Source organism: Allobaculum sp. (assembly GCF_047010065.1).
Classification (GTDB): domain Bacteria; phylum Bacillota_I; class Bacilli_A; order Erysipelotrichales; family Erysipelotrichaceae; genus Allobaculum; species Allobaculum fili.
Window position 1 is genome coordinate 11,802 of sequence record NZ_JBKXLD010000013.1, and the last position, 21,963, is coordinate 33,764.

The window sequence follows — 21,963 nt, forward strand, 5'->3', positions numbered from 1 at the left end:
AGGCAGCGTCTTTGCATGCGAGAACATCCATTTCATAACAGCCCTTGTCGAAAAACACTTCAGGTTGTCTTTCCTGTCCGGATTGTGAGCGATAATTCTATAAAAGCAATGATTCTGTGCAACAATATCCAAAGATTTCCAGAAGACCGGCCGGACCGGTTTCTTTCCGCGTGGGAAAACAGGAAGACCGGATCGGAAATATGGTCTGGAAAAAACCGTTAAAAAACCGTTTAGGAAGATGAAAGAACCGGCGATCAAACAGGCGATAAGAAGAGGAATCCAAAAACGCTTTTCTTCTTTTAGTAAATCTTTCGTCAGTCCGGCAAGCGGCTGCCCTTATGCTAAAATAGAAGATAAGAAGCGGCATGCTGAAGAGAACCCCTCTTCCCTGCCCGCACGCTGCGCGCACGCCTGCAGGACTGAACCCCCTGCCTGCGCATTTTCAGTATTCACCCCAGTTGATCAGGATCGAATCCTCCCGTCTTTTTAAGCAGACGGGAAATCTTTTCCTTTCTTTTCCGGCTGCTGCCCTGCCCTTTCGTCCTTTCTTTTGGTTTCCATATTTTATGGATACCGGAGTGAATGAAACCGGCTGGAGCGCAGAACCTTCGAATACTCCCCCTGACGGCTAAGACTTAGCCCCGTTTTAGAAAGGATCTGTTCTACCATTCCAATGAACGAAAAACCAGTTAACAACACGTCAACTGCGGCTGCTCCTTCTTCTGCAGAACGCGCCCCAAAGGCGCCTGCAGCGCAGAAGAAACCGGCACCCCGCAGCACTTCTGCGCCCCGATCGAATAATCCGGCGCATCACAAATCTTCCGGCCATTCCGGAAACAGCCGCAATTCAAAAGGTGTCGGCAAGCCTTTTGTCCACTCCCCTGTCCCCGCCATCGGCAGTCCGTCCACTCGAACGAAAGTTCTCCCGACGGATACGCAGATTTACGCGCTTGGCGGACTGGGCGAAGTCGGCAAGAACATGTACTGCTACGAACAGGGCAATGAAATCGCCATCGTCGACTGCGGCGTCCTGTTCCCGGATGATGATCTGTTAGGCGTTGACTACGTCATCCCGGATTATCACCACCTCATCCGCAATAATAACAAGCGAAAAATCCTTGTCATTACCCACGGTCACGAAGACCATATCGGCGGCATTCCCTTTCTGATCAAGCAGGTCAACATCGATGCCATTTACGCACCGCGCTTCGCGAAAGCCCTCATTGAGAAAAAGCTTTCCGAACACAAGGACGCGCCGAAAGTTCCGATTATTGAAATCAACGAAAACTCGGCCATCAAGACCAAGTACTTCAACATCGGCTTCTTCAACACGATCCACTCCATTCCGGATTCGCTCGGCGTCATGATCACCACGCCAAACGGCACGATCGTTCACACCGGCGACTTCAAGTTCGACCTGACCCCGATCGGTCAGAACGCGGACTACCAGAAAATGGCGTACATCGGCGCACTCAAGCCGGATCTGCTCATGTCGGATTCCACCAACTCCGGCGTCGACGGCTTCTCCATTTCGGAAAAGGACGTTTCCAACGAAATTCTGCGCATTATGGCCAGCACACCGCACCGTATGATCGTCGCGACGTTCGCATCCAACGTTTACCGTGTGGCTCAGATTATTGAAGCCGCGCTCAAAACCGGACGCAAAGTGGCTGTCTTTGGCCGCTCGATGGAAAATGTAGTCGACATCGGACGCAAAATGGGTGTTATCAAAATCCGCAACGAAGATCTTCTGTCTCCAGAAGAACTGCGCACCACCCCCGATAACAAAATCTGCATTCTCTGCACCGGAAGCCAGGGCGAACCGCTCGCCGCGCTCAGCCGCATCGTCAACGGTACCCACCGCTTCATTCACCTGAAACCGACCGATACCGTCGTCTTCTCGTCCAATCCGATTCCAGGCAACGACGCTTCCGTAAACAAGATTGTGGACAAGCTGTTCCGCTCCGGCGCAACGGTTCTGAACAAATCCGTGCTCAACAACCTGCATACGACCGGCCACGCGTCCAAGCAGGAGCAGAAGCTGATGATGCAGCTGATCAAGCCGCGTTACTTCATGCCGATTCACGGCGAACACAAAATGTTAATGCAGCATCGTCAGTCCGCCATGGAACTTGGCATTCCGGAATCGAACATTTTCGTCTGCGCCAACGGCGACGTTCTGCTGCTGCGCAACCACGAAGTGATCCAGTCCGACTGGCGTTACCAGGGTGACGACATTTACGTCGACGGCAACGACATTTCCGGTCTTTCTACCGCGGTTCTCAAAGACCGCCGCATCCTGGCCGACAACGGTCTGGTGGCTGTCATCGTTCCGATCGATTCCAGCGCCAACAAGCTGCTGGCAAGACCTGTTATCGTCAGCCGCGGCTTCGTCTTCCTGAAAGACGCGCAGGCGCTGCTCAAGGAAGCCGAATTCATCGTTTCGACCAACCTGCAGGCCCGACTGAAAGAAAGAACGACGTTCGCGGACATCAAAAACTGCATCCGTTCTTCTCTGGAGCCTTTCCTCTATAAGAAGACGCACCGCAACCCGATCGTGATTCCGGTTATTCTGAACTCCAAGAAAGCCATGGAAGAACTCGCCGCGCAGCATCGTGCAAGACAGCAGGCCAGAAAAAACGCCGGTCATACCCAGACCCATGCCGCAGTGCACGGATCCAGATCGGCGGAAAACAAACCTGCACCCGCCGCCAAACCGGCTTCGCAGGAAAACAGCTGATCGAGAGAATCCAGCCCTCGGTTTTAGCCGATCCACAAATTCATTCTGATTTTTACCAGGCGGTCTGCACAGACCGCCTTTTCCATACCTCTGAAGCTTTTCTTCTCCGCATCGTTTCGATCTGGAGCAGGAATCCCGGTCCCGGTCCGTCTAGTCCAGCCGGTCACGCGCCGCCCGCGGGAACACTGCTCGAAAAAGAAAGAGGATATCTCTATGGAAGCCAATGATTTATAATAGATTGTCCATGAACCCATTTTTTAGGCGAAAGGAGCAGGATTATGGCCAGACGAACCGCGCATCGCGTACATTCCCGAAAAAGAAGACAGCCTTTGTGGCTGACAATTTCCATGTGGGTGATCGGCATTGCCGTATTCTGCATGACCTGCCTGACCCTGACCCTTTACAACGGCATTTTCGTTGCCCCCTACCAGGTGCACTCGAACTTTTCGCAAATCCGTTCGACGAAAATTCCCGCCTCTCTGAACCAGCTTTCGATCGTCTATCTGAGTGATATCGAATACGGCGAGAATTTCCCCGTTGAAAAAGGCGATAAACTCTTTGATGAAATCGCCTCTCTGGAACCGGACGTTCTGCTGATCGGCGGCGATCTCTTCTCGAAAAATGCGGAAGTCAGCGGTGAAATGCGCGATCAGATGGTGAACTGGATCAGCCGCGTCGAAGCGCCGAGCGGAAAATTCGCCGTCTATGGCGAACAGGATCAGACGTCCATGAACCGTCTTCTCGAAGTCAATGACGTCTACGGTCGAAGCCAGGTCGAAATTCTCGACAACGCTTCGGTTCTTCTTTCCAACGGTTCGGGCAGCGGCATTCGCCTCGCCGGTCTGGGCCTGCAGCCCGACCCGGAAGCGATTGCGTCCACTATTCCCGGCGACACGTATTGTCTGATGCTTTCCCACTTCCCCGACAATTTGCTTGCGGTACAAAATTCTTCGCTTCATCCCGATCTTGCGCTTTGCGGCAACTCCCACGGTTCGCAGGTGAAATGGCCGATTTTCGGCAATTACCGGACGGTGGAAGGCAGCACCCAGATCAACCGATCCAAGTCCCAGAAGCTTTCTTTCCCGTACACCATTTCCAGCGGCATCGGCTGCGTGGATGTTCCCGCCAAAATCAATTCCCCCGTCGAATATTCTTACTTCACGCTCGTCTCCGGCTCCAAAGCCGACGACAATGCTCCAGCGCAGACGCCGCTGCTCACATCCAGTTTGCAAAGCGATGCCTCTTCTCAAACCGACGCACCTGCAGAAGATGCGCAGTCCGGTACGGATCAGCCTATGGAGGGCGAAACTCCATCTGCGGAAGCCAACCAATGCTCCTCCGCTCGCTGAGCCTCTGCGGGGGACCAATCGAAGCGATTAAAGCCAGTCAGGTTATCATCCTGGCTGGCTTTTTTGCAGAGAAACAGCGGCGATCTATAACGACATCAGGCGATGCAGAGTATGGGATTCCTCCCAGTTTGAATCTAGAATTTCTCTCTGACATTCCGGGCAGGCGTCAAGATCGACAGAATACTCAAAGCTCACAACGCCTTTTGGCATCTTTCCGTTTGCAAAACTGGATGGAGTGATCAGAGGAAAGTCAGAATTGACTTCATATGTACACTGCTCAAGCAGTGCATACTGAATGTCCCGATCGCTTTTTCCTTTCGGACATCCCAGCAGTTTCAGCTGCTTTTCAAGAAGGTCCGAAGAATATCCATACTGACCTGTCAGAATGTTCGCCATTCTGTTGATCGAATACCCGTCTTCCTTTTCTTCGAAGCGATTGAAAACGAGATAAACCGGTTTGGTCTGTCCCTGAAGCTGGAACTGACCCGGAATATGGACAACTTTGTTATAGCGACTGACGGTAGATTTCACTTCATACTCTGCACTGCCGGACTCAATGTCCCGTGTAGATGCCTGCGGTCCGCCCCAGCGCACGTTCGCGTCTTTCTTCAGAATCTGGCACAGAGCGATCATTTCCCCAATGACTGCATAGGGTTTCTTTTCCACAACGGAGTTGCCCACAAGCTCTTTCCATTTTTTCCACCAGGCTAGCGGGTCTGCCAGAATCTCGCTGCGCAGCCTGCCCTTTTCGCCAGGATCCACCAGGCTCACACCGAGCATGGCGAACTGTTCCCTTCCTTCTTCGTAATCCGAATCGATCATAAGAAGGTGCTGTTCTTCTCCATCAATTACAAGTTCAGTCGAATAGAAAGCCATGTCGTTGAAGTTTTCATTCACTGTTGTTCCCTCATAGGGAATACCGACACCAAATTTCCCGCTTCCCAGTCGGCATACCCATCCTGTCCAGGGGTCTGGGAGCGTTTCGAGCCGGTAACAGCCTGTATGTCCTTTGCTTGTCGCAAACAATTCTCTGATTTCATCGATTGTATCTTTCATCTGCTGGCTTCCTTTCCTGATATTCTCAACGTTTCCAGCCATCGGGACGTTTTGAAAAGGCTGCGTATCGGATTTAATCCGTCGATTGCAGACCCTTGTGCTTCTTTTCATTCAAAGTCTTTTTGATCGCTTTGGCGATTGCCAGAGAAAGAAGCGGCAGGACGGCGTTTCCAATCTGCCTGTAGGAATTGCCCATATTGCTCTGAAACAGATAGGCGTCCGGAAACGACTGAAGCCTTGCTGCTTCACGAACGGAAATTCCCCGCGGTTCGACCGGATGAATACCCGCGGTTCGACCGGATGAATATGGGAATAGGTGTCTACCGACAGATGGGCGACCAGGGTATGAGAAGGCTGATTCTCCTTGAGTCGTGTCCATTTATAGAGGAAGTTTTCACGATCATAGGGAGGAACAATCTTTTTCTTCAGTTCCTCATACTCTTCCGGATTGCTCTCTTCCGTGATTCCAGCCCGGGCAGCGGCTTCTGCAAGAAGCTGATCCGCGATCTGTGACGCCTGCACATAATTGTCACCCTGCTTCATCCGGTCAAAAATGGGATAATCTCGCAGCGTTTTTCGAAAGACATTGGCGGATACTTTTCCGTTTTCGGTTCCATACCAATTTCTCATGCAGACCTGATAAGGATTGCCTGCCTTGCGAGTATAGGGAAGTTTCTGATTAATGCGTCCAAGCGAATACTTCTGTGCTGGATCTGTAAAAAGAACAGGCAGATCATCCAGCGCCATTTTCACTGTGTTCCATGGGGCAGAGAATCGTCCCCGGAACGCGGTTCGCGAAAATGGGGAAAACGGGTGAAACCGCGAATACGGCCTGCTGAATTGGAGAGATCGGGCTCACTGGAGTGATGGGTCGGCTCTGGCAGTTCGATCTGATCGGCAAGTTCCTTTTTTACCGCCATCAGAATCAGACGTTCCCTTTTCTGGGGAACGCCAAAGTCAGCGGCGTTCAGAATTGTCCAGATCGCCAGATAGCCGTTCTCTTCCAGCGTCTGACAGACAATTTCAGGAACATTTCTTCCCCCCTAGTTGGCAGCTTCCGGAACGTTTTCCATAACTACCCCACGTGCATCCAAATCCAGGGCCATCCGCAGAAAATCTTCGAAGAGATAGCCTCGTCGGTCTCTGGTGTTTTCCCGATGACTTCCAAGAGATTTCAGTTTGGCACGGCCAGCCAGCGAGTACGCCTGACAGGGCGGTCCGCCGATTACGATGCATCCATTCTTGTCAATCGCCGCCTTGAACTCTTCGGCGTCGGTAACGGTAATATCTCTGCATTCATAAGGGGATTCTTCGACAAAGCGCCAGTGCAAGTTATAGGACGCGTTCTGTACGGCCGGATCATTGATATCCATTCCTGTCGCAATATGGAATCCCTCTTTCTGAAACCCCATAGCCAGGCCGCCGCACCCGCAGAAAAGATCAATGATATCTGGAAGTGAATTAGAATTCGAAATAATCAAACAGCTCCTTTACATATCCAGAGATGCCGCCATCACACAGCGCCGGCTCCATAACCTGGGCTCTGGCTGTATTCAGAATGAGCAGCTTTCGGAAATCGTTATCCCCAAGTTCCTGATGCTGACAGAACACTTTCATGAGTTCTCTGCTCACATCCACTCGATAGCCTTCCCTTCCGGCGCGTTCCACCATCTGAAGAATCGTATCCGTAGTCCGATACCAGAGCATCTTCTGTGTTGCCGGATAATCTTCCCTGCCATCCTCGTCGGTCCGAAAGGAAAGGAAAAGATACCACCATATAGCCTTCATATAGATACGGGCCGACTTTTTGAACATATGGTCGAGCGGCAGTATTACGGTTCCTGATTCTGCATCCAGAACTACGCCATATCTCTGAATGACAATTTCAGGAACAACCTTCATCTGCAGATAAATCCATACATCATCATAGGAAGCGTACCGAATATCCATCCCGCAGTTTTTCAGCCGTTCATACAACCGGAGCGCGAAAAGAAGATCCGTCAAATACTTCTGACGTTTCTCCTCGCCAGAGATTCCCCGAACATCTTCTTTCGTTCTTTCCCAGTCTTCCAGGATACCCCGCCTGAGATCTCTGTACTCTTCAGTCAGTTCATCCGAGAAAGACTGCAGATTCTCCATCATCTCATCGAATTTTTTCGGGCGCATGCTTTCCCACTGTTCGGCGATCTTAGACGCCTCTCTTTTATTCATGATTTTCCACTTCATGGCTAAAACTCCTTCTCAACCCAGTTGTGGATTTCACGGGAAAGTTTTTCCGGCTGATCCAGATAATCCAGCCACTTTCCAGTCACAGCCATATAATTCAGTATTTTGGCCATACTGCCCGCTTCCGCATCCTCCGCGTTTCGGATGGCTTCACGGCCTCCTTCACAGCGGAGGACCTGCTGAACAAGAGTGAAGATCGACGACCCCAGCACTTCTTTAAGCAAAGGGGGCTGTTCACCGGAAGCTGCTTTCAGTTCCGGATAGAGGCAATGGGCGCGGTTGAGATTCAGGATAAAATGTTCCTCATCAAAACGATCTGTATTGGGATCTTCTATCAGGGTTTGAATCCACCAGAGCGGCATGCCTGGAGCATCTACTTCCGCCACTGGGAATACGGATCCGCTGCCTTCGATGACGACCAGAATATCATCGAGCACGCCAACTACCGTACCTTTTCGCGTTTCGTTATTCCTGCCAGGAAGATCTACATAAAGAACAATCCGAAGCAACAGAATTCCGCGAAGTACCCCTGGATCAAAATGGATTCTGGCTCTGAATTCTGCATTTTCGCTGCGGTCTGAAGCAATAGAACCAATCGTCTGGCTGCCGCGAATTCTGGATTTCTGATCTGTCCAGATCAGCCCGATTCCCAGTCTGGAGCCCTCAGAAGGAAGAAGTCCCTTCTTCCCAAACAGGAACATCGGACTTTCAATCTCTCCGCTGATTTCCACATCCAGGGTATCGGTATCCGGATGCCAGATCTGACGTTCATCATTCAGCTGAATGCGCGTGACGGTCGCTGAAGAACCCTGAAGGGATTCTTCCGTAAGCGAATGCTGGCCGTATCGATCCGTATAGGAAAACTCCATAGTGTCGAGCGTGTAGCCAATTCTCCGAAAGAGATCTTCAGTGAGAACTGGATATCGAAAAATATCTGTCGATCTCATTTTTCGGCCTCTTTCTTTCCTGGGTCAGTAACCTTTTTAAAGTCCAGTACGGCTTCCAGATCGCTGACCGACACAACAACCGCACAGAAAAGGCGATAATGATCGGCTTCAGGAACCTGAATCCGTACGGAATGACATCCTGGACCGCCGTTCCCCTTTTCAAATTCAAATTCTATATTCTGAAAAACCGTTGAATTGTGGATCTCCGCCATGGACTCCACAGAACCGGCTTCTGGCTCTGCGTGTGTGTTTCTGAACTTTTTTCTTCCCTTTTCGATCCGGTTAATCTCAAGCGCATCGATCCAGACCGGATACAATGTGCCGACATTTTTGGCCCAGTAGTCCGCAGTTCGGCGTCCTGCTTCGGTCTGAACCGCTACAGACAGAATGCCCTGATCTCTTTTTCCAAAACTGAGCTGGACCGGAATGCAAACCTGGCTGCCTCTGTATTCCACCGCGTCGCAGACGGACATTTTAAATCCAGTCACGGTTCCCATCGTGCCTTGAATATCGGGAGTCGACGTATCTCCGTCACCACCCGTTCCTCCAGGTCCGGAGGATCCGCCGCCGCGGTCATCCCAGTATCCGCTTCCTTCTGCAGGAAGAATTTTTGAGCCAATGATCTTTCCAAGACTGAGATTCTGCCTTCGATCGGTTGCCTGCACAGCTTCCTTATAATGGCTGCTGATCTTATTGATGAGGTTTGTGCGAATCTTCTTAACGATACCGGTTTTTCTGCGATTCAAATCCAGGTCATTCCAGCTCATATGATCCGCATTTTCTGTTTTCCTCAGATAATCCTCCAGGGTAGTGATTTCATCGGTATGGAATTCCTTTTTCAGGACAGTATCCTGACTCGAACGGAACGCAGCAATAATGAATTCTCCATGGGGAGCTTTCGGCATGCTGTGGGTCCATGTGCTGTCTGTCTCATAGGAAATCACCATGCCCGGACGGCGCATATAGGCCAGAATCGGCTCATTGAGTTCAGACGGACTGTCCCGGTCAATATCCGCGTAAGGTCCAGGAAGATTTTCCGGAGGAAGCATATCCAGTTCCTGCTCGGTAACCTTAACGGAAGAAAGAATGCCGGCTGAACGTTTTTTTCCGCCTGTCGATTCAAAGGCATTTCTCAGAAGGATATCTTCGGAATTAATGCGTGCTCCCCTGAAGGTCAGAGGATGGTCAGGCGTACTGTTATACATCCTCTGGATGAGCTGAAAGAGCGGCAGAAACGTCTTTTCACGTACGGCGTCTCCATTTACGCTCGCCTGAAGAACGGGATTTCCGGTAATTCGGGAATACTCTGGATTATCCAGACGCGGACAGTACCATTTCTGCAGACAGATTTTCAGGCAGGAGGACAGATTTCCTTTCCAGTAAGGAATCGCAGCTTCTCCAAGCTGTTCGGCTTCCGTAAGTGTCTGGCTCAGGAGTGCCCCCGGGTCAACAAAAGGAATAATGATCATTGTTCCTGTTTCGTCATCCCGCATAGGCTGAAGACCAAATACTTTCAAAATTTCATGAATCTCTGGCGAATCAATCAGAGGAATTGTTCCTTCCTTGCCTTCCTTTTCGAGCTCAGGATCCGGCTCGCCCCACCAGGCGATTCCAGAACGGTTAGGGTTGTCGACGAGAAGCTTTGGCTTGTTTTCATCTTCCACCAGGGTGGCTGCCAGACGTTCTTCATACAGTCTGGTTTCATTGTTAATAATTCGGCTGTAATAAAATACCAGTCCGTTTCCTACGCGGAAGTATACGGTTTTTCCAATCCCCCAGGACCCGCCTGCGCCTTTGGACTGCTGCGCCTTGGCGATCTGATAAACCAGCGACTGCAGATTTCCAAACCGTTCGTTCCTGGTCTGCGTAATGCTGACAGGTCCAGTCAGGCCTACCGTGCCTGTATCTTTTATCGCAAGGAACTCCTGTTCACCCGGATAGTACTGATTGAGCAGACTGCTGATACCTTTCAGAAAAGGACTGAGCTCTGTGGTCTGGAAAGAACCGGTCATAAAATTGACATAAACGGTTTTCGAGCTCTTTCTGGCTGCATCCAGGCTGTTCTGAACCGATTCGCGAATGAGCAGATCGATCGTTGGAGTATGTTCATTCTGAATCTGCCTCAAAAGCGGAGCACCGCTCATGACGCTGTACCCCTTCTCCTGATATTTAATCTCCATCTTCTTCGTCTCCGCTCTCCTGCTTGAGCTTAATCTTCATCTTTACGCCATGCTTTCCTCGAATTCCCGGAATGACAAAGGTGATGCCGAAAATCCCGTTCTGAATTCCAAGATCCTTCAGGGTTCTGCGGGGACTGCCGGCAGGGCCTTTTTCGTTCGAATCACTGTCGATACAGTAGATGAGCATAAGTGGCACATCGGATTTACCGGCTTTCTGAATATAGTTGCGATACGACGAGGAAATCGACTCATCACGAATCATGTTTTCCCAGGTAAGACCATCCGCACTCTGAGCAGGAAAGTCTTTTTTCTTCAGATGCGCTACATAATCCCGCTTAATAGACAGGGCTTTCATGGAAAAACGGTCTGGTGCTGTTGCCGCCCAGGAACGCTGCACTTTACCAATTGAAAAATCAGGGTTCAGAGCAAACGAAGAACGATTTTCCCGACCTGGTTTTGTACCGGCCAGTACAACGGTCCAGTTCCTGAAACTGCCTTTTTTCGTTTCCTCTTCCACCCACTTCAGAAGCTCATCGGTATCCTGGAAGGTTCTGGAAGTCGGGGCCACCGTAAATCCTTTTTCAAACACATCCCTGGCAATGTCGGTATACGGGACATTCGTCCAGATTCCAGAATGTCCATCCGCTTCCGAAATTTCCGGTTTGCCCAGATGTTTCAGAAATTCCTCCAGAATTCTGTTGTTTTTCTCGACAATGTGCGGATCGCTTAAATAGGTCAGAAGCTGCATCTCTGTTCCGGCAAAATCGACTCGCACCGTTTCAGCGGACTGCGACTTGTTTCTGGATGTCGGTCTGAGCCAGGAAAGTCGAGGTGAAGTGGCAATCGCCACAGCGAATTCTTCCGGTTTCTTACCCATCTGGCTCATCAGGCTGACCTGAGAGCGAAGATCGTTATCGAGTTCAGCCAGGAACTGGAATTTTTCAAACGAATCTTCTGTCATCCAGATTCGCGGAAGCAGTTCGTATCCTTTCCGATAGCCAAACCAGCGTCCCATCTGCATCAGAGAATCGCCCTGCTGCGAGTTTCGTAAAAAATAGGAGGATACGAGTCCTTCAAGGGTCAGTCCCCTGGAAAGCGTGTTTCCGCCGACTACGATAAACGCAGGTCCAAAGCCGAGTTCCTTTAATTTTGCTCGATCCGGGTAGGCCAGTCGGTAGTGCTTATCGTCACTGTCCTTATTTTTGCTGCTGTTATCCTCACAAAGAAGGATCCCTTTATCATAGGAGAATTCGTACTTGTCCTCTTCTTCAAGATGAATCGTTGTAACATGACTGATCAGTGTCCGGATGAATGGAACGAGTTCTTCAAAGTCCGGGTAATCTTCAACTTCATCAAGGGACTCATACGCGGGGAAAGATGCCTTAAAATCTTTGAGCGTCAGCTTTTTCTTCTGCTCTTCATAAACCGTCCGGCATCTGCCCACTGCATTGTTCTGAATTGCATTCAGCCATGATTCGACTGCCTCATAGACTTCGTCCTGATCGTTTACACGCATGCTGGTATGAATCAGCATGCTGACCGGCTTAATAATGTTTCGATAGCGGTAAATCGCCGCAGCGCAGATAAACCAGAGGATGGAATCCTGAAGAGAAACCGGGAGAGTCCTTGTTTCTCCCTTTTCCAGTTCTCGCATCTCTCTTTCCTGGTCCCTGCCAATCAGATTGACAACATCGAGTCGATTCCGGTCTTCTTCCTCTTCTGCCTCAAAAATGGTCTTTGGTCCAAAGTAGCCTCCTCCAGGAGCCAGCATGGAAATAAAATGGTTGGGATACAGATTTTCGCCGTGATTCTTATCCGGCCCTTCATTCAGGCAGTTCGCATACGGAGTCGCTGTATAAATGACATAATTCAACGCTCCAAACGGTCTGAGTTCCTTTCCCTTTTTTTCTTTTCCGTAGACGAGATCGATAATGTTCCGGTTAATTGAAGTTCTCTTGTCTTTGGTGATATCTCCGGTATTGATGCTTGCCTGATCTCCTTCATCATCAATAATCAGAATTTTCAGGGCTTCCGGATTGGGAGCTTTCTCTAAAAACTTGTGCAGCTGATTCAGCCTCGCCGCATTTTTCAGGCATACCGTAAAAAGAATTCGCTTTGGATTCTGCACAACCGAGTAATTGAACCGTCTGTCTCCCAGATTGGCATAATTCAGGTAGTCCCAGGAAAGATTCCCTGAGTAGTCCATCAAATCGTTTCGCAGGCGAGCTTCCGTCTGATCTCTGAGACTGGTTGTCGGCCCGGTCAGCACAATGAAAAAATTCCAGCCATTATCCGCAGCCATAGCCATCAGCCCCGCCATGCTTGCAGTTTTTCCGGACTGTACATTACCCACAACCAGTCCCTTGATCGGCTTGCCCGGATCTGTCCTGCTGCTCAGCTGATGCAGAATATTCAGCGTCTGTTCTTCAATCTGGTCCACTGATGCAGAAGAAAAGCCATTTTCACGAAGCCGTCTTTTATACTTCTGCCAGGAAGAGCCTTCGCTTTGCGGAATGACCGCACTGTTCAGTTCCTGGCTGGAACGGATCGTGGCTTCTTCGCCTCTCTGCCGTACGTCCAGTCTTCTTTTTTCTTCTTCCTGTTTCCCTCTGCATATAGCCTGCCAGTCTTCTTTGGACAGGTTGATCCACCCTGGAACAAAACTTCTGGCCTGTCGGTTCCAGTCTTCAATCGTCTGGTTCTGATCCTCAAGAAATTTCATAGAAATGAGGTCATCCCAGGAGATATGTTCCGCTTGTTTCAGGTCAACCTGTTCTCTTGCCTTGTCATATTCCGTCCCGGAATAATTTTTCTTCTCCATCTGCTCTCCTTATCCAGCGCGCTCTGCTCGCCATAAATTTCTCAATCTGGCCATTTCGCCAGATTGCACATATTCGTGTTATCTCTGTTCTTTATTATCCTGCCCTGCAGGATATTCATGAAAACCCTTTACCAACAATTTCAAAATGCTGATTTAAACTGTCATAAATTAAGTGTATACCTGCCGGTCCGAACTGATCGCTGTTCATCCGCCCCTCTCTGCCCAGAAAAAAAGCCCCAGAAACAGAATTCGTTTCTGAAGGCTGAATAAAGCTCGTTTTTAATAATCCGCACCTGATCGTATGAGGGTGTATACATCCGAGCACTAATGCTGCCGGATTCGGGACATTTTCATGCAGCTCCAGTTGCTTTGCGGCTGTCCTGGCTGCTACGCTGCATATAGCTGGAGGTGCAGCAAAAATGAAAGAGTACGTCTTATTTCCAACACAGCATTGCAGCGAACGTTCCATTGATGATCTGGCGGCGGGTATTTTATACCTGTACCTTTTTGAAGGCCTTGGCGTAAAAGGTATCGAAGACGAACTGCTTGGCAAACAGGAATTTCGCGGTTACCTTGCCAAAACCGTTCTGAACTACTTTGGAGTGGACACTTCCCCAGGGAACGAAAACAAAAAGATGTACTATGGAATGAATGTTTATGATGTGGCAAGTACACTGCTTCGCAGCGAGGAGAAATCTCGTTCGATTGTCGGGCAGTACCTTCTTCGTTATCTTGAAGCCTACCCTCAGAGCTCCCGGTAAAACTCGGTCTGGCTGTGCAGAAACTCATCGATTTGACGCATCACTTCCGCGCTGTATTCCGAATTCGTCATCATCTTTCGAATGGTGCATTCCCAGATGATCAGCACGCGAATGTTCATGTTCTGCAGTTCTTCCGTCTGTCTGCGATCCCGTTCGGTATTGGCTGAAAACTTTTTCTGCCAGAATTCCATATTGCTTTTGGGCGTATAGGCAAGCTTGCAGTTCTTATGTCGATGCCAGAAGCAGCCGTGAATGAAGATCGCCGTATTGTATTTCTTCAGGAACAGATCCGGTTTCCCCGGCAGCCCCTTTTTATGGATCCGGTAGCGATAGCCGGCGGCAAACAGTTTCTTTCGAATAAACATTTCCGGCTTCGTATCTTCCGAACGGATTCTGGCCATATTACGGCTACGTTCTTCACTGCTCTTTATATCCATTTTGAATCATCTGTGCTTTCAATATATATAATTCCACTGCCCGGAACCCTCAGGATTCCAGGCCTTTTTCGTATTGATTCAACTTGCGGACAATCATACCGGCGAGTACGGTGACCAGAGGTACAACAACGGAGTTTCCAAACTGGCGATACGCCTGCGTATCCGACACTTCGATTTTAAAGGAATCGGGATAGCCCTGCAGTCGAGCGCATTCTCTCGGCGTCAGACGGCGCGGATTCTTTCCTTCCTGTGCAATCAGAATCTCAGAACCATCCTTATGATAACGGGCACTGAGGGTTCGGGTAATACCATCTGGATCCGCGATGCTGTATCCAAAACCATTTCCGGCTTTTTCATGCTTGCTGCGATAATTCTGCAGATAGTTCCATAGATTATCTGTAAGGGTGTACTTATCGTCTACATTCGTCTCGAGAATATCCCGGAGTTTCGGGTGGAGATCACTGTAATAGAGTTCAAAAATATCGAAGGGTTCCCCATAGCGTTTTCGATCATAGCCAATGATGAAAGTCCGTTCCCGATGCTGCGGTACAAAATCACACCCGTCCAGAATTCTGTAGTCGACCGCATAATCCAGATCGTTCAGAGATTCCAGTATGACCTTCATGGTTCTCCCCTTATCATGACTGATCAGGTTCTTAACATTTTCCAGCAGAAAAGCTTTTGGACGCTTCGCCTTGAGAATCCGGCAGACGTCAAAGAAAAGCGTTCCCTGCGTCTTATCTTCAAATCCTGTTTTTCGACCCAGACTGTTTTTCTTCGATACACCGGCGAGAGAAAACGGTTGGCACGGGAATCCGGCCACGAGAATATCGTGATCCGGAATGGTGTCTGCATTCACAGCGGTAATATCGCCATCGGGCTTCTCGCCAAAATTCAGTTCATACGTCTTCTGACTGAACTTATTCCATTCGGAAGAATACACGCACCGGCATCCGTTCGCTTCAAACGCCAGTCGCATTCCTCCAATTCCGGCAAACAGATCGATGAATGTCCATTCAGTATCTTCTTTTGCGGCCGGATCTGAACTGGAAACCGCAGGGGCTAATCCTTGGGTACTGTTCGCTTCTTCATTCATGATCTCTGCTTCCTTTCTCAATGCTGCTTTGTCTGCAACAAAAACTTGCTTCCAGGATACAACAATCCGGCCTTATTCGAAGACTCAGCACAATCTCCTGGAAAGATTGTCTTCAAATCCGCTTTTTCTATCCATGGTGAACCAGAGAAAGCATTGTCTCATCTATCTTGCCCAATTGCAGCAATCTGCATTTTAACCTGGCTTATTCTTCAGCGTAAGTAAAATAAAAGACCGGCTCGTTCTTTTATACGAGCCGGTCTGACATTATTTTGCGAATTAGTGGAGCTTTTCGTCGATGGCAGCTGCCAGCGTGGTGGTGTTGGCCAGCTGGATGTTGTTGACGACGATCAGATCGGTGATGTTGTTTTCCTTGCAGAAGGTTACAAAGTTGCCTTCCGCATAGCGTTCATCCATCGCATAGACTTTGTCGTAGTTGTTGACGATCCAGGGGACGAACGCACATCCGTAGGATTCGGAGATGACCAGGGCGGAACTGCCGTCGTTGATTTCGTTGTTGTCGATTTCAATGAAGGGCTGGTCGCCGGCGATAAAGCGCATGTAATGGTTGTACTGGTCGATGGCTTCGGACGTATTTACGACTTGCGCATCGTAGTACTGATCGCTGTTGGGGTTGCCAAAGTCGCCGGTGAATACTTTCATGGTGTTGCCGCCTTTGGGCACCCAGGCTTCAAACGTATCGGGTGTGAACGTAGCGGTCGGCACCATGCCGGTATAGGAACCGGTGAACGGATAGTATTCGAGACGTTCGAGTTCATCCTTGTTCACAGGCTCGATCCCTTTGACTTTGCAGAAGTTGAGATAGGCATAATAGGCGCCAAGCTGTGTCCAGTGATGGTCGGTACGGAAATAGAGCGGTTCGGAAGAATGTTCCTTCAGGATGTCGTACGTGCCAACGGGTTTGACCAGATCGTTGTAGCGGGAATAGAAGTATTCAATGCCCTGCTTGGCATCGGAACCGGAGAGCTTTTTGTACGTTTCGTCATCGAGCATGATCGAGGCGTTTACCGGAGCGAGAATCGAGTAGACGTTGGTGATCCCTTTCAGCTCCTCCGCTGCGCGGTTGAGAGCGGAAGTATACGTATCGCAGGCTTCCTGTACAAAGTAGAAGCCGCCATAGGCGCCGCCGTCTTTAATCAGCAGACCTTCCATGATGGAGTCTTCAATATCGGCGGCCAGCTGATTGGTTTCCGGCGCTTCAGTGCGCTTTTCAAACTGGCTGTCGGCGGACTGTCCCTGTTCGCTGCTCGCGGCGCTGGAACTGGCTTTTTCCTTGCCGCCGATCTCATCGGCAGTGACATTGCCGCCAATGACCATCTCGTTTTGCGGAATGCCTTTGAGCTTCTGAAGGTCGTTGTTCATCGCAACGAGCTTTTCGCGGCCAGGATAGCTGTCCGCGTACCACGTGGAAATCTGCGAAAACCAGGATCCATCCATAAAGGAGGTCAGGCTGAACGTCGGAAACGGGGTCAGATCGCGCTTTTCGATCGCGGAAGTATTGGGACGCAGCGGCAGCAGCAGTCCGTTGATCGTCCCGATGGCCATGCAAAGACAGAACAGGGCCACCGCCAGCGCTCTCGAATAATAAAGAATTTTTCGCTGCTTTCTGGAAAATCGTTTTTTCATATCAATCTTTCTAGGAAGCGGAAAGACCGCTTCACACGACTTGGGTTAACGGATCAGAACTGGAAATACAGGAACGGGTTATAGGCGTTGCCGATAAGCGCAAGCACGGATATAGCAAGCAGGAACAGCGGCAGAGCGACCTGTTCAATGGAATAGAGGGCGAAGCCGACGGAATTATTGCTGGCCCAAACCGAAAACAGACGTTCGATCCAGACGCTCAGCGTCGTGCATCCAATCATGCAGACGGCGATGAGGAAAATATTGGAAAGGAAGACGGACCATACTGACCAGCTGAAGAAGCCGGCACCGTTCAGTCCAAACAGACCTTTGAATGCCAGAAGCAGCGTGTTCGCATCTTCAAAGCGGAAGATCACCGTTCCTAAGAGGACTACGGATAAGGTATACAGGCGGTTCCAGCCGTTGGGAATCCGCTGACGAATGACAAAGCGTTCGAGCAGCAGGAAGCAGAGGTAGTAAAGGCCCCACAGAACATAGTTCCAGGAGGCACCATGCCACAGACCGGTCAGAAACCAGACGACGATCATATTGCGTACGTAAATGAGAGTACCGCCGCGGCTTCCGCCAAGCGGGATGTACACATAATCCCGGAAGAACGAAGACAGGGAAATGTGCCAGCGTCTCCAGAAATCCTGAACGGTAACGGCCATGTACGGATAGTTGAAGTTTTCCAGATAATGGAAACCGACCATGCGGCCCATGCCGATCGCCATGTCGGAATAGGCGGAAAAGTCGAGATACAGCTGGAGCGTAAAGGCCAGCGCGCCGATCCAGACGCCAAGCACCGGCGTTGCGGCCAGCGTCTGCGCGTTGGTAGACATCAGCTGATCGGCGACCTGTGCGATGCCGTTGGCAAGAATGGCTTTTTTGGCCAGACCGATGCTGAAGCGGCGAATGCCGGCGTACACATCGTTCATCGTGACGGAACGATGTTCGATTTCATCGGCTACGGTTTTGTAGCGAACGATCGGTCCGGCGATGCACTGATGAAACAGCGAAGAATACAGAAGCAGGCGCGCGTAGTTTCGCTGAGCCTTCACTTCTCCGCGGTACACATCAATGACATAGGACAGAAGCTGGAACGTATAAAAGGAAATGCCGATCGGCAAAACGATTTGCGCGACGTGTTCTGGAAAGCCGGTGAGCGCCTGCATAGTAGAGCCGATAAAGCCGGTGTATTTGAAAATGGCGAGCAGCCCGAGCAGGGCGACGCATTCCACCGTCATCCAGAATTTCTTTTTCTTTTTGCTTTTGAGATTTCCGATTCGCAGGGCGCACACCCAGCTGATCGCGGTTTCTCCTAATAAAAGGAGAAGATACATCGGACCGCCCCAGGAATAGAAGATCAGTGACGATACGAGCAGAACGGTATTCTGATAGCGTTTGGGAACGCACAAGTAAATGCCCATGCTGATCGAGAGAAAAGCAAAGACGAATAACAGACTGGAAAAAACCATAGTACCCTTCCTGTTCAAAACGGATCCGCCGTCCAGTTTTCCGGATGCCGGAAAAGAATCCTGGTCGGACTGCCGTATTTTTCTGTTCTATACAAATTGGATTTCGTTTCGGGCAAAGCGGCGATTCGAACTCGATTCCAACACCAAAAGGATATTGATCAGACCCGGACAGATTCTGGACGGATCTCGAAGATGCAAATTTGGAAAACCGAAACGCTTCCATGCGCTGTGCGATCCGTTTTAGCCTCTTTTGCTGACCCCTTTGAGCGTCCGTTTAAACGCGTCAAAAAAAACGGACAAATCTATCCCGATTTCTGAAAATCAATTTGTATTTTCCATAATTCAGTTTGAAAAGAAGACACAGAAAAGCTTTTCTGAGCGGCTGTGCTCCGCTTTGATTTCGACCGATTTCTGTCGATATTCAAGCGTACGCAAGCCCAAAATCAGCCGGTGTCCTCTTTTTGCCCTAATACCATACCACCTTACAAACGTCCCGGACAGAGCGCGCTGAATCGCTCGTGCGCTGGAAAGAAGAAACATCAAAATATGCGAGGTCCAATCCAATTTATTTTGATCGTCAAAATTGTCTATTCTTCGACTGCAGCGCTTCGATTGGCGGCGAGAAGATCCCAAGTTTGGGTTCCTTGTCTGGCTCTGTCTCCTGCCGTTTAAAGATGCGGCTGAACTGACTTTCCAAAACGTAAGCGGATCCCCGAAAATCGCGTATTTCCCGATAGAGAAAGCTCTTCAGAATGGTTCTTTCCTGCTTGATCCCAAGACGATCCCTGGTTTTTGCAGGAGCTCTTTCTGTACAGGGCTGGAAAAATGATTTATTTTTGAAGATTGTAAGAGGTTCTATACATTTTTCATCTGTACAAAGAGCCTGTTTTTTTCCATTTTGTCTACCCCTATTGTCTAAAACCGGTTGTCTAAAGCCTATGGGATCGGGATCTTCTCGATTCCAGCGGCTGACCGTTCTATAGATTTATGGATACGGATCTGAATCCGTCTCAACGCAGAAAGGAGCTCCTGAATGGAAGATTTTCCCCAGCTGATTGTCATGCTTACGCATAACGATTTGACCATTCCCGACGCAGAGGCTGTCTTTGAACAGTGCAGAAACAGCCCCGCGGCATGGTTTGGCTTTAAAGAAGAACCGCTGCCGCTTGAACAGATGAAGGCACTGTGTCATCGCATGAAAGACTGCGGCAAGCACACGACGCTTGAAGTCGTCGCCTACAGCGAAGAAGAAGGACTCGAAGGCGCCCTTCTTGCCGTGGAATGCGGCTTTGAAATGATGATGGGTACGAAGTACTCGCCGGCCATTCACGCCATCTGCAAAAAAGCGGGTCTGAAGTACATGCCCTTTGTCGGAAGAGTGGAAGAGCGGCCTTCCATTTTATATGGAAGCGCCCTGGAGATGCTTGAAGAAGCCAGAGCCCTGGCCGAAGCCGGCGTGGACGGCATCGATCTGCTTGGCTATCGAAGTCCCGAAGATGCAGACTTGCTGATTCGTGAATTCGTCGCCCATTGCCCGCTTCCGGTATGCGTTGCGGGAAGCATTAACGATTATGGCCGTCTCGACACGCTGCGCGCTTGCAGGCCCTGGGCCTTTACGATCGGCAGCGCCTTTTTCGAAAATCATTTTGGCGGCCCGATCAATGAGCAGATTGAAACGGTCTGCCAGTATATGCAGACGCCTTTGACAAACACGGAGAATACTGGGGATACGGCACGCCCGGCAGCGAAAGACAAATCTGCAGAAGACAGGGCGGCTGAAACGAAAAAGGAGACGACATGCTAGAAAAGTATTATCCGTATGAATACGTCCCCTCGGTTTTTGCGATCGATTATGAAAAGCTCTACGCTCAGGGCATTCGCGGGCTGATTTTTGATCTCGACAATACGCTCGTTCATCATGGCGATCCATCCACACCCGAAGTGGACGGGCTGTTTGCCAGACTGCATCAGCTCGGCTTTCAGACGCTGATCCTCTCGGATAACAGCGAAGAGCGTATTCTGGATTTTCTGAAAAATATCGATTCGCCATACGTTGCCGAAGCGGGCAAGCCCGATCCCGCTGCCTGCCGGAAGTCCCTGGAGATGCTGAATCTGAAGGCGGATCAGGCCGTAGTCATCGGCGATCAGATTTTCAAGGATATTGTCTGTGCCAATGGTGCAGGTATCCCCAGTATTCTGGTCCACTACATTACCGTTCCGGGACAGAAGATCGGAAAAACCCGCTATGTAGAAGCCGCTCTTCTGAAACTGTTTCAAAACGGCCGATACGATCATCGGCTAGGTCATATCCGTCTGAAGAAAGGAGAACAGGCATGAGTGAGCGCAGACCTCTTTCCGAACGCTATCCGTTTTTATGGCAGCTGTCGGTAAACAAAGGCATTCTGGTTCGTAACATACAGGACCTGGTCTCGAAAGAAACCATCTCCAGAACACGGCAGGAGGAACCGCTTCCGTATGTGGTGGCTTCCTATTCCGTTCCCATGATGAAAAAGGGACCGGGAATCGATCCCGTCACGCAGGAAAACAAAGCAGTCAATGTCCACATCGCTTCCAGCAAGCTGACCGGCATGATCATTCATCCAGGCGAAACCTTCTCCTTCTGGAAAACCGTCGGTTCCATTTCTCGAAAGAAAGGCTACCGTGAAGGACGTGTCATTAAGGACAACCGTCTGATCGTGGATGTGGGCGGCGGTCTGTGCAATCTGGCCAACGTGATCTGCAACGCGGTTTTACGCAGTCCTTTAACCATTACCGAATTCCACCAGCATTCCGATGCGCTGGCGTGCGATCTCGACCATCGCATTCCCATGGCCAACGGAACCTCGGTTGCCTACAACTATGTGGACTACCGTTTCAAAAACGAAACGGATGCGGATTTCCAGCTGGTGATCATCTGCCCGGACGACACCCTGACGGCGGAACTTCGCAGCACCCATCCATTTGATCAGACTTATCGCATCACGGAAGACGATCATCATTTTGAAAAAGAAGGCGATACCTATTACCGCATCAGCAAAATTTATAAGGAAGTCTGCGATGCTGACGGTTATCTCCTAAACCGCGAGCTGATCTGGAACAACCATTCCAAGGTCATGTTTGATCCATCCATGATTCCTGAAGACATGATTCGCACCTCCGAAAAATAATGGCTCTACGAAAATATTTGTGGGATCCTCCGAGCCAATGTCTTCATATAGAAAATAAAAAGGG

General features: G+C 49.9%; 16 protein-coding genes and 1 pseudogene. 6 read left to right on the forward strand and 11 right to left on the reverse strand.

Annotated elements, in window-relative coordinates:
* Positions 1–673: 673 nt before the first annotated feature.
* Both ACLUYS_RS02290 and ACLUYS_RS02295 read left to right on the forward strand, forming a co-directional pair.
* Positions 674–2,740: a ribonuclease J gene (locus ACLUYS_RS02290; protein WP_255658232.1), complete on the forward strand. Its 2,067-nt coding sequence runs from the start codon at positions 674–676 to the stop codon at positions 2,738–2,740.
* Positions 2,741–3,018: 278 nt separating this feature from the next.
* Positions 3,019–4,089 (forward strand): metallophosphoesterase, encoded by a 1,071-nt coding sequence (locus ACLUYS_RS02295; RefSeq protein ID WP_412658894.1) that lies wholly within the window; start codon positions 3,019–3,021, stop codon positions 4,087–4,089.
* Between the two features lie 84 nt (positions 4,090–4,173).
* On the opposite strand, the gene ACLUYS_RS02300 is transcribed toward ACLUYS_RS02295, so the two are convergent.
* The 7 genes and pseudogenes from ACLUYS_RS02300 to ACLUYS_RS02330 all read right to left on the reverse strand — a co-directional run bounded on the left by ACLUYS_RS02300 (position 4,174) and on the right by ACLUYS_RS02330 (position 13,319).
* Positions 4,174–5,145: a PD-(D/E)XK motif protein gene (locus ACLUYS_RS02300; RefSeq protein ID WP_412658895.1), complete on the reverse strand. Its 972-nt coding sequence runs from the start codon at positions 5,143–5,145 to the stop codon at positions 4,174–4,176.
* A gap of 73 nt (positions 5,146–5,218) precedes the next feature.
* Positions 5,219–5,524 (reverse strand): DNA cytosine methyltransferase, encoded by a 306-nt coding sequence (locus tag ACLUYS_RS02305; RefSeq protein ID WP_412658896.1) that lies wholly within the window; start codon positions 5,522–5,524, stop codon positions 5,219–5,221.
* Between the two features lie 370 nt (positions 5,525–5,894).
* A pseudogene (locus tag ACLUYS_RS02310) lies at positions 5,895–6,626 on the reverse strand (DNA cytosine methyltransferase).
* On the reverse strand, positions 6,607–7,371 hold the full coding sequence (locus tag ACLUYS_RS02315; RefSeq protein WP_412658898.1) for a hypothetical protein: 765 nt from the start codon (positions 7,369–7,371) through the stop codon (positions 6,607–6,609). The pseudogene ACLUYS_RS02310 and the gene ACLUYS_RS02315 overlap by 20 nt, the downstream one beginning before the upstream one ends.
* A 2-nt stretch (positions 7,372–7,373) precedes the next feature.
* Complete coding sequence (locus ACLUYS_RS02320) at positions 7,374–8,318, reverse strand: hypothetical protein (protein ID WP_412658900.1); 945 nt, start codon at positions 8,316–8,318, stop codon at positions 7,374–7,376.
* On the reverse strand, positions 8,315–10,498 hold the full coding sequence (locus tag ACLUYS_RS02325) for a hypothetical protein (protein ID WP_412658902.1): 2,184 nt from the start codon (positions 10,496–10,498) through the stop codon (positions 8,315–8,317). The genes ACLUYS_RS02320 and ACLUYS_RS02325 overlap by 4 nt, the downstream gene beginning before the upstream one ends.
* Positions 10,488–13,319: a Z1 domain-containing protein gene (locus ACLUYS_RS02330; RefSeq protein ID WP_412658904.1), complete on the reverse strand. Its 2,832-nt coding sequence runs from the start codon at positions 13,317–13,319 to the stop codon at positions 10,488–10,490. The genes ACLUYS_RS02325 and ACLUYS_RS02330 overlap by 11 nt, the downstream gene beginning before the upstream one ends.
* Before the next feature lie 419 nt (positions 13,320–13,738).
* On the opposite strand from ACLUYS_RS02330, the gene ACLUYS_RS02335 reads away from it, so the two are divergent.
* Positions 13,739–14,080, forward strand: a complete 342-nt coding sequence (locus ACLUYS_RS02335; protein ID WP_412658905.1) for a hypothetical protein — start codon at positions 13,739–13,741, stop codon at positions 14,078–14,080.
* Here the strand turns inward: ACLUYS_RS02335 and ACLUYS_RS02340 are convergent.
* From ACLUYS_RS02340 to ACLUYS_RS02355, 4 genes are all read right to left on the reverse strand, one after another.
* A complete protein-coding gene (locus tag ACLUYS_RS02340; RefSeq protein WP_412658906.1) occupies positions 14,065–14,517 on the reverse strand; it encodes a very short patch repair endonuclease in 453 nt (150 codons plus the stop codon). The genes ACLUYS_RS02335 and ACLUYS_RS02340 overlap by 16 nt on opposite strands.
* Positions 14,518–14,566: 49 nt before the next feature.
* A complete protein-coding gene (gene dcm, locus ACLUYS_RS02345; protein WP_412658907.1) occupies positions 14,567–15,613 on the reverse strand; it encodes a DNA (cytosine-5-)-methyltransferase in 1,047 nt (348 codons plus the stop codon).
* Between the two features lie 276 nt (positions 15,614–15,889).
* Positions 15,890–17,257 (reverse strand): DHHW family protein, encoded by a 1,368-nt coding sequence (locus ACLUYS_RS02350; RefSeq protein WP_230267526.1) that lies wholly within the window; start codon positions 17,255–17,257, stop codon positions 15,890–15,892.
* Between the two features lie 53 nt (positions 17,258–17,310).
* A complete protein-coding gene (locus tag ACLUYS_RS02355) occupies positions 17,311–18,732 on the reverse strand; it encodes an MBOAT family O-acyltransferase (RefSeq protein WP_412658908.1) in 1,422 nt (473 codons plus the stop codon).
* Positions 18,733–19,765: 1,033 nt separating this feature from the next.
* On the opposite strand from ACLUYS_RS02355, the gene ACLUYS_RS02360 reads away from it, so the two are divergent.
* Genes ACLUYS_RS02360 through ACLUYS_RS02370 form a run of 3 tightly spaced genes read left to right on the forward strand, consistent with a single transcriptional unit; the run spans position 19,766 to position 21,899 of the window.
* On the forward strand, positions 19,766–20,536 hold the full coding sequence (locus tag ACLUYS_RS02360; protein ID WP_412658910.1) for a hypothetical protein: 771 nt from the start codon (positions 19,766–19,768) through the stop codon (positions 20,534–20,536).
* Positions 20,530–21,069: a YqeG family HAD IIIA-type phosphatase gene (locus ACLUYS_RS02365; RefSeq protein ID WP_288339517.1), complete on the forward strand. Its 540-nt coding sequence runs from the start codon at positions 20,530–20,532 to the stop codon at positions 21,067–21,069. The genes ACLUYS_RS02360 and ACLUYS_RS02365 overlap by 7 nt, the downstream gene beginning before the upstream one ends.
* A complete protein-coding gene (locus tag ACLUYS_RS02370; protein ID WP_288339516.1) occupies positions 21,066–21,899 on the forward strand; it encodes a VanW family protein in 834 nt (277 codons plus the stop codon). The genes ACLUYS_RS02365 and ACLUYS_RS02370 overlap by 4 nt, the downstream gene beginning before the upstream one ends.
* The last annotated feature ends 64 nt before the right edge of the window (positions 21,900–21,963 follow it).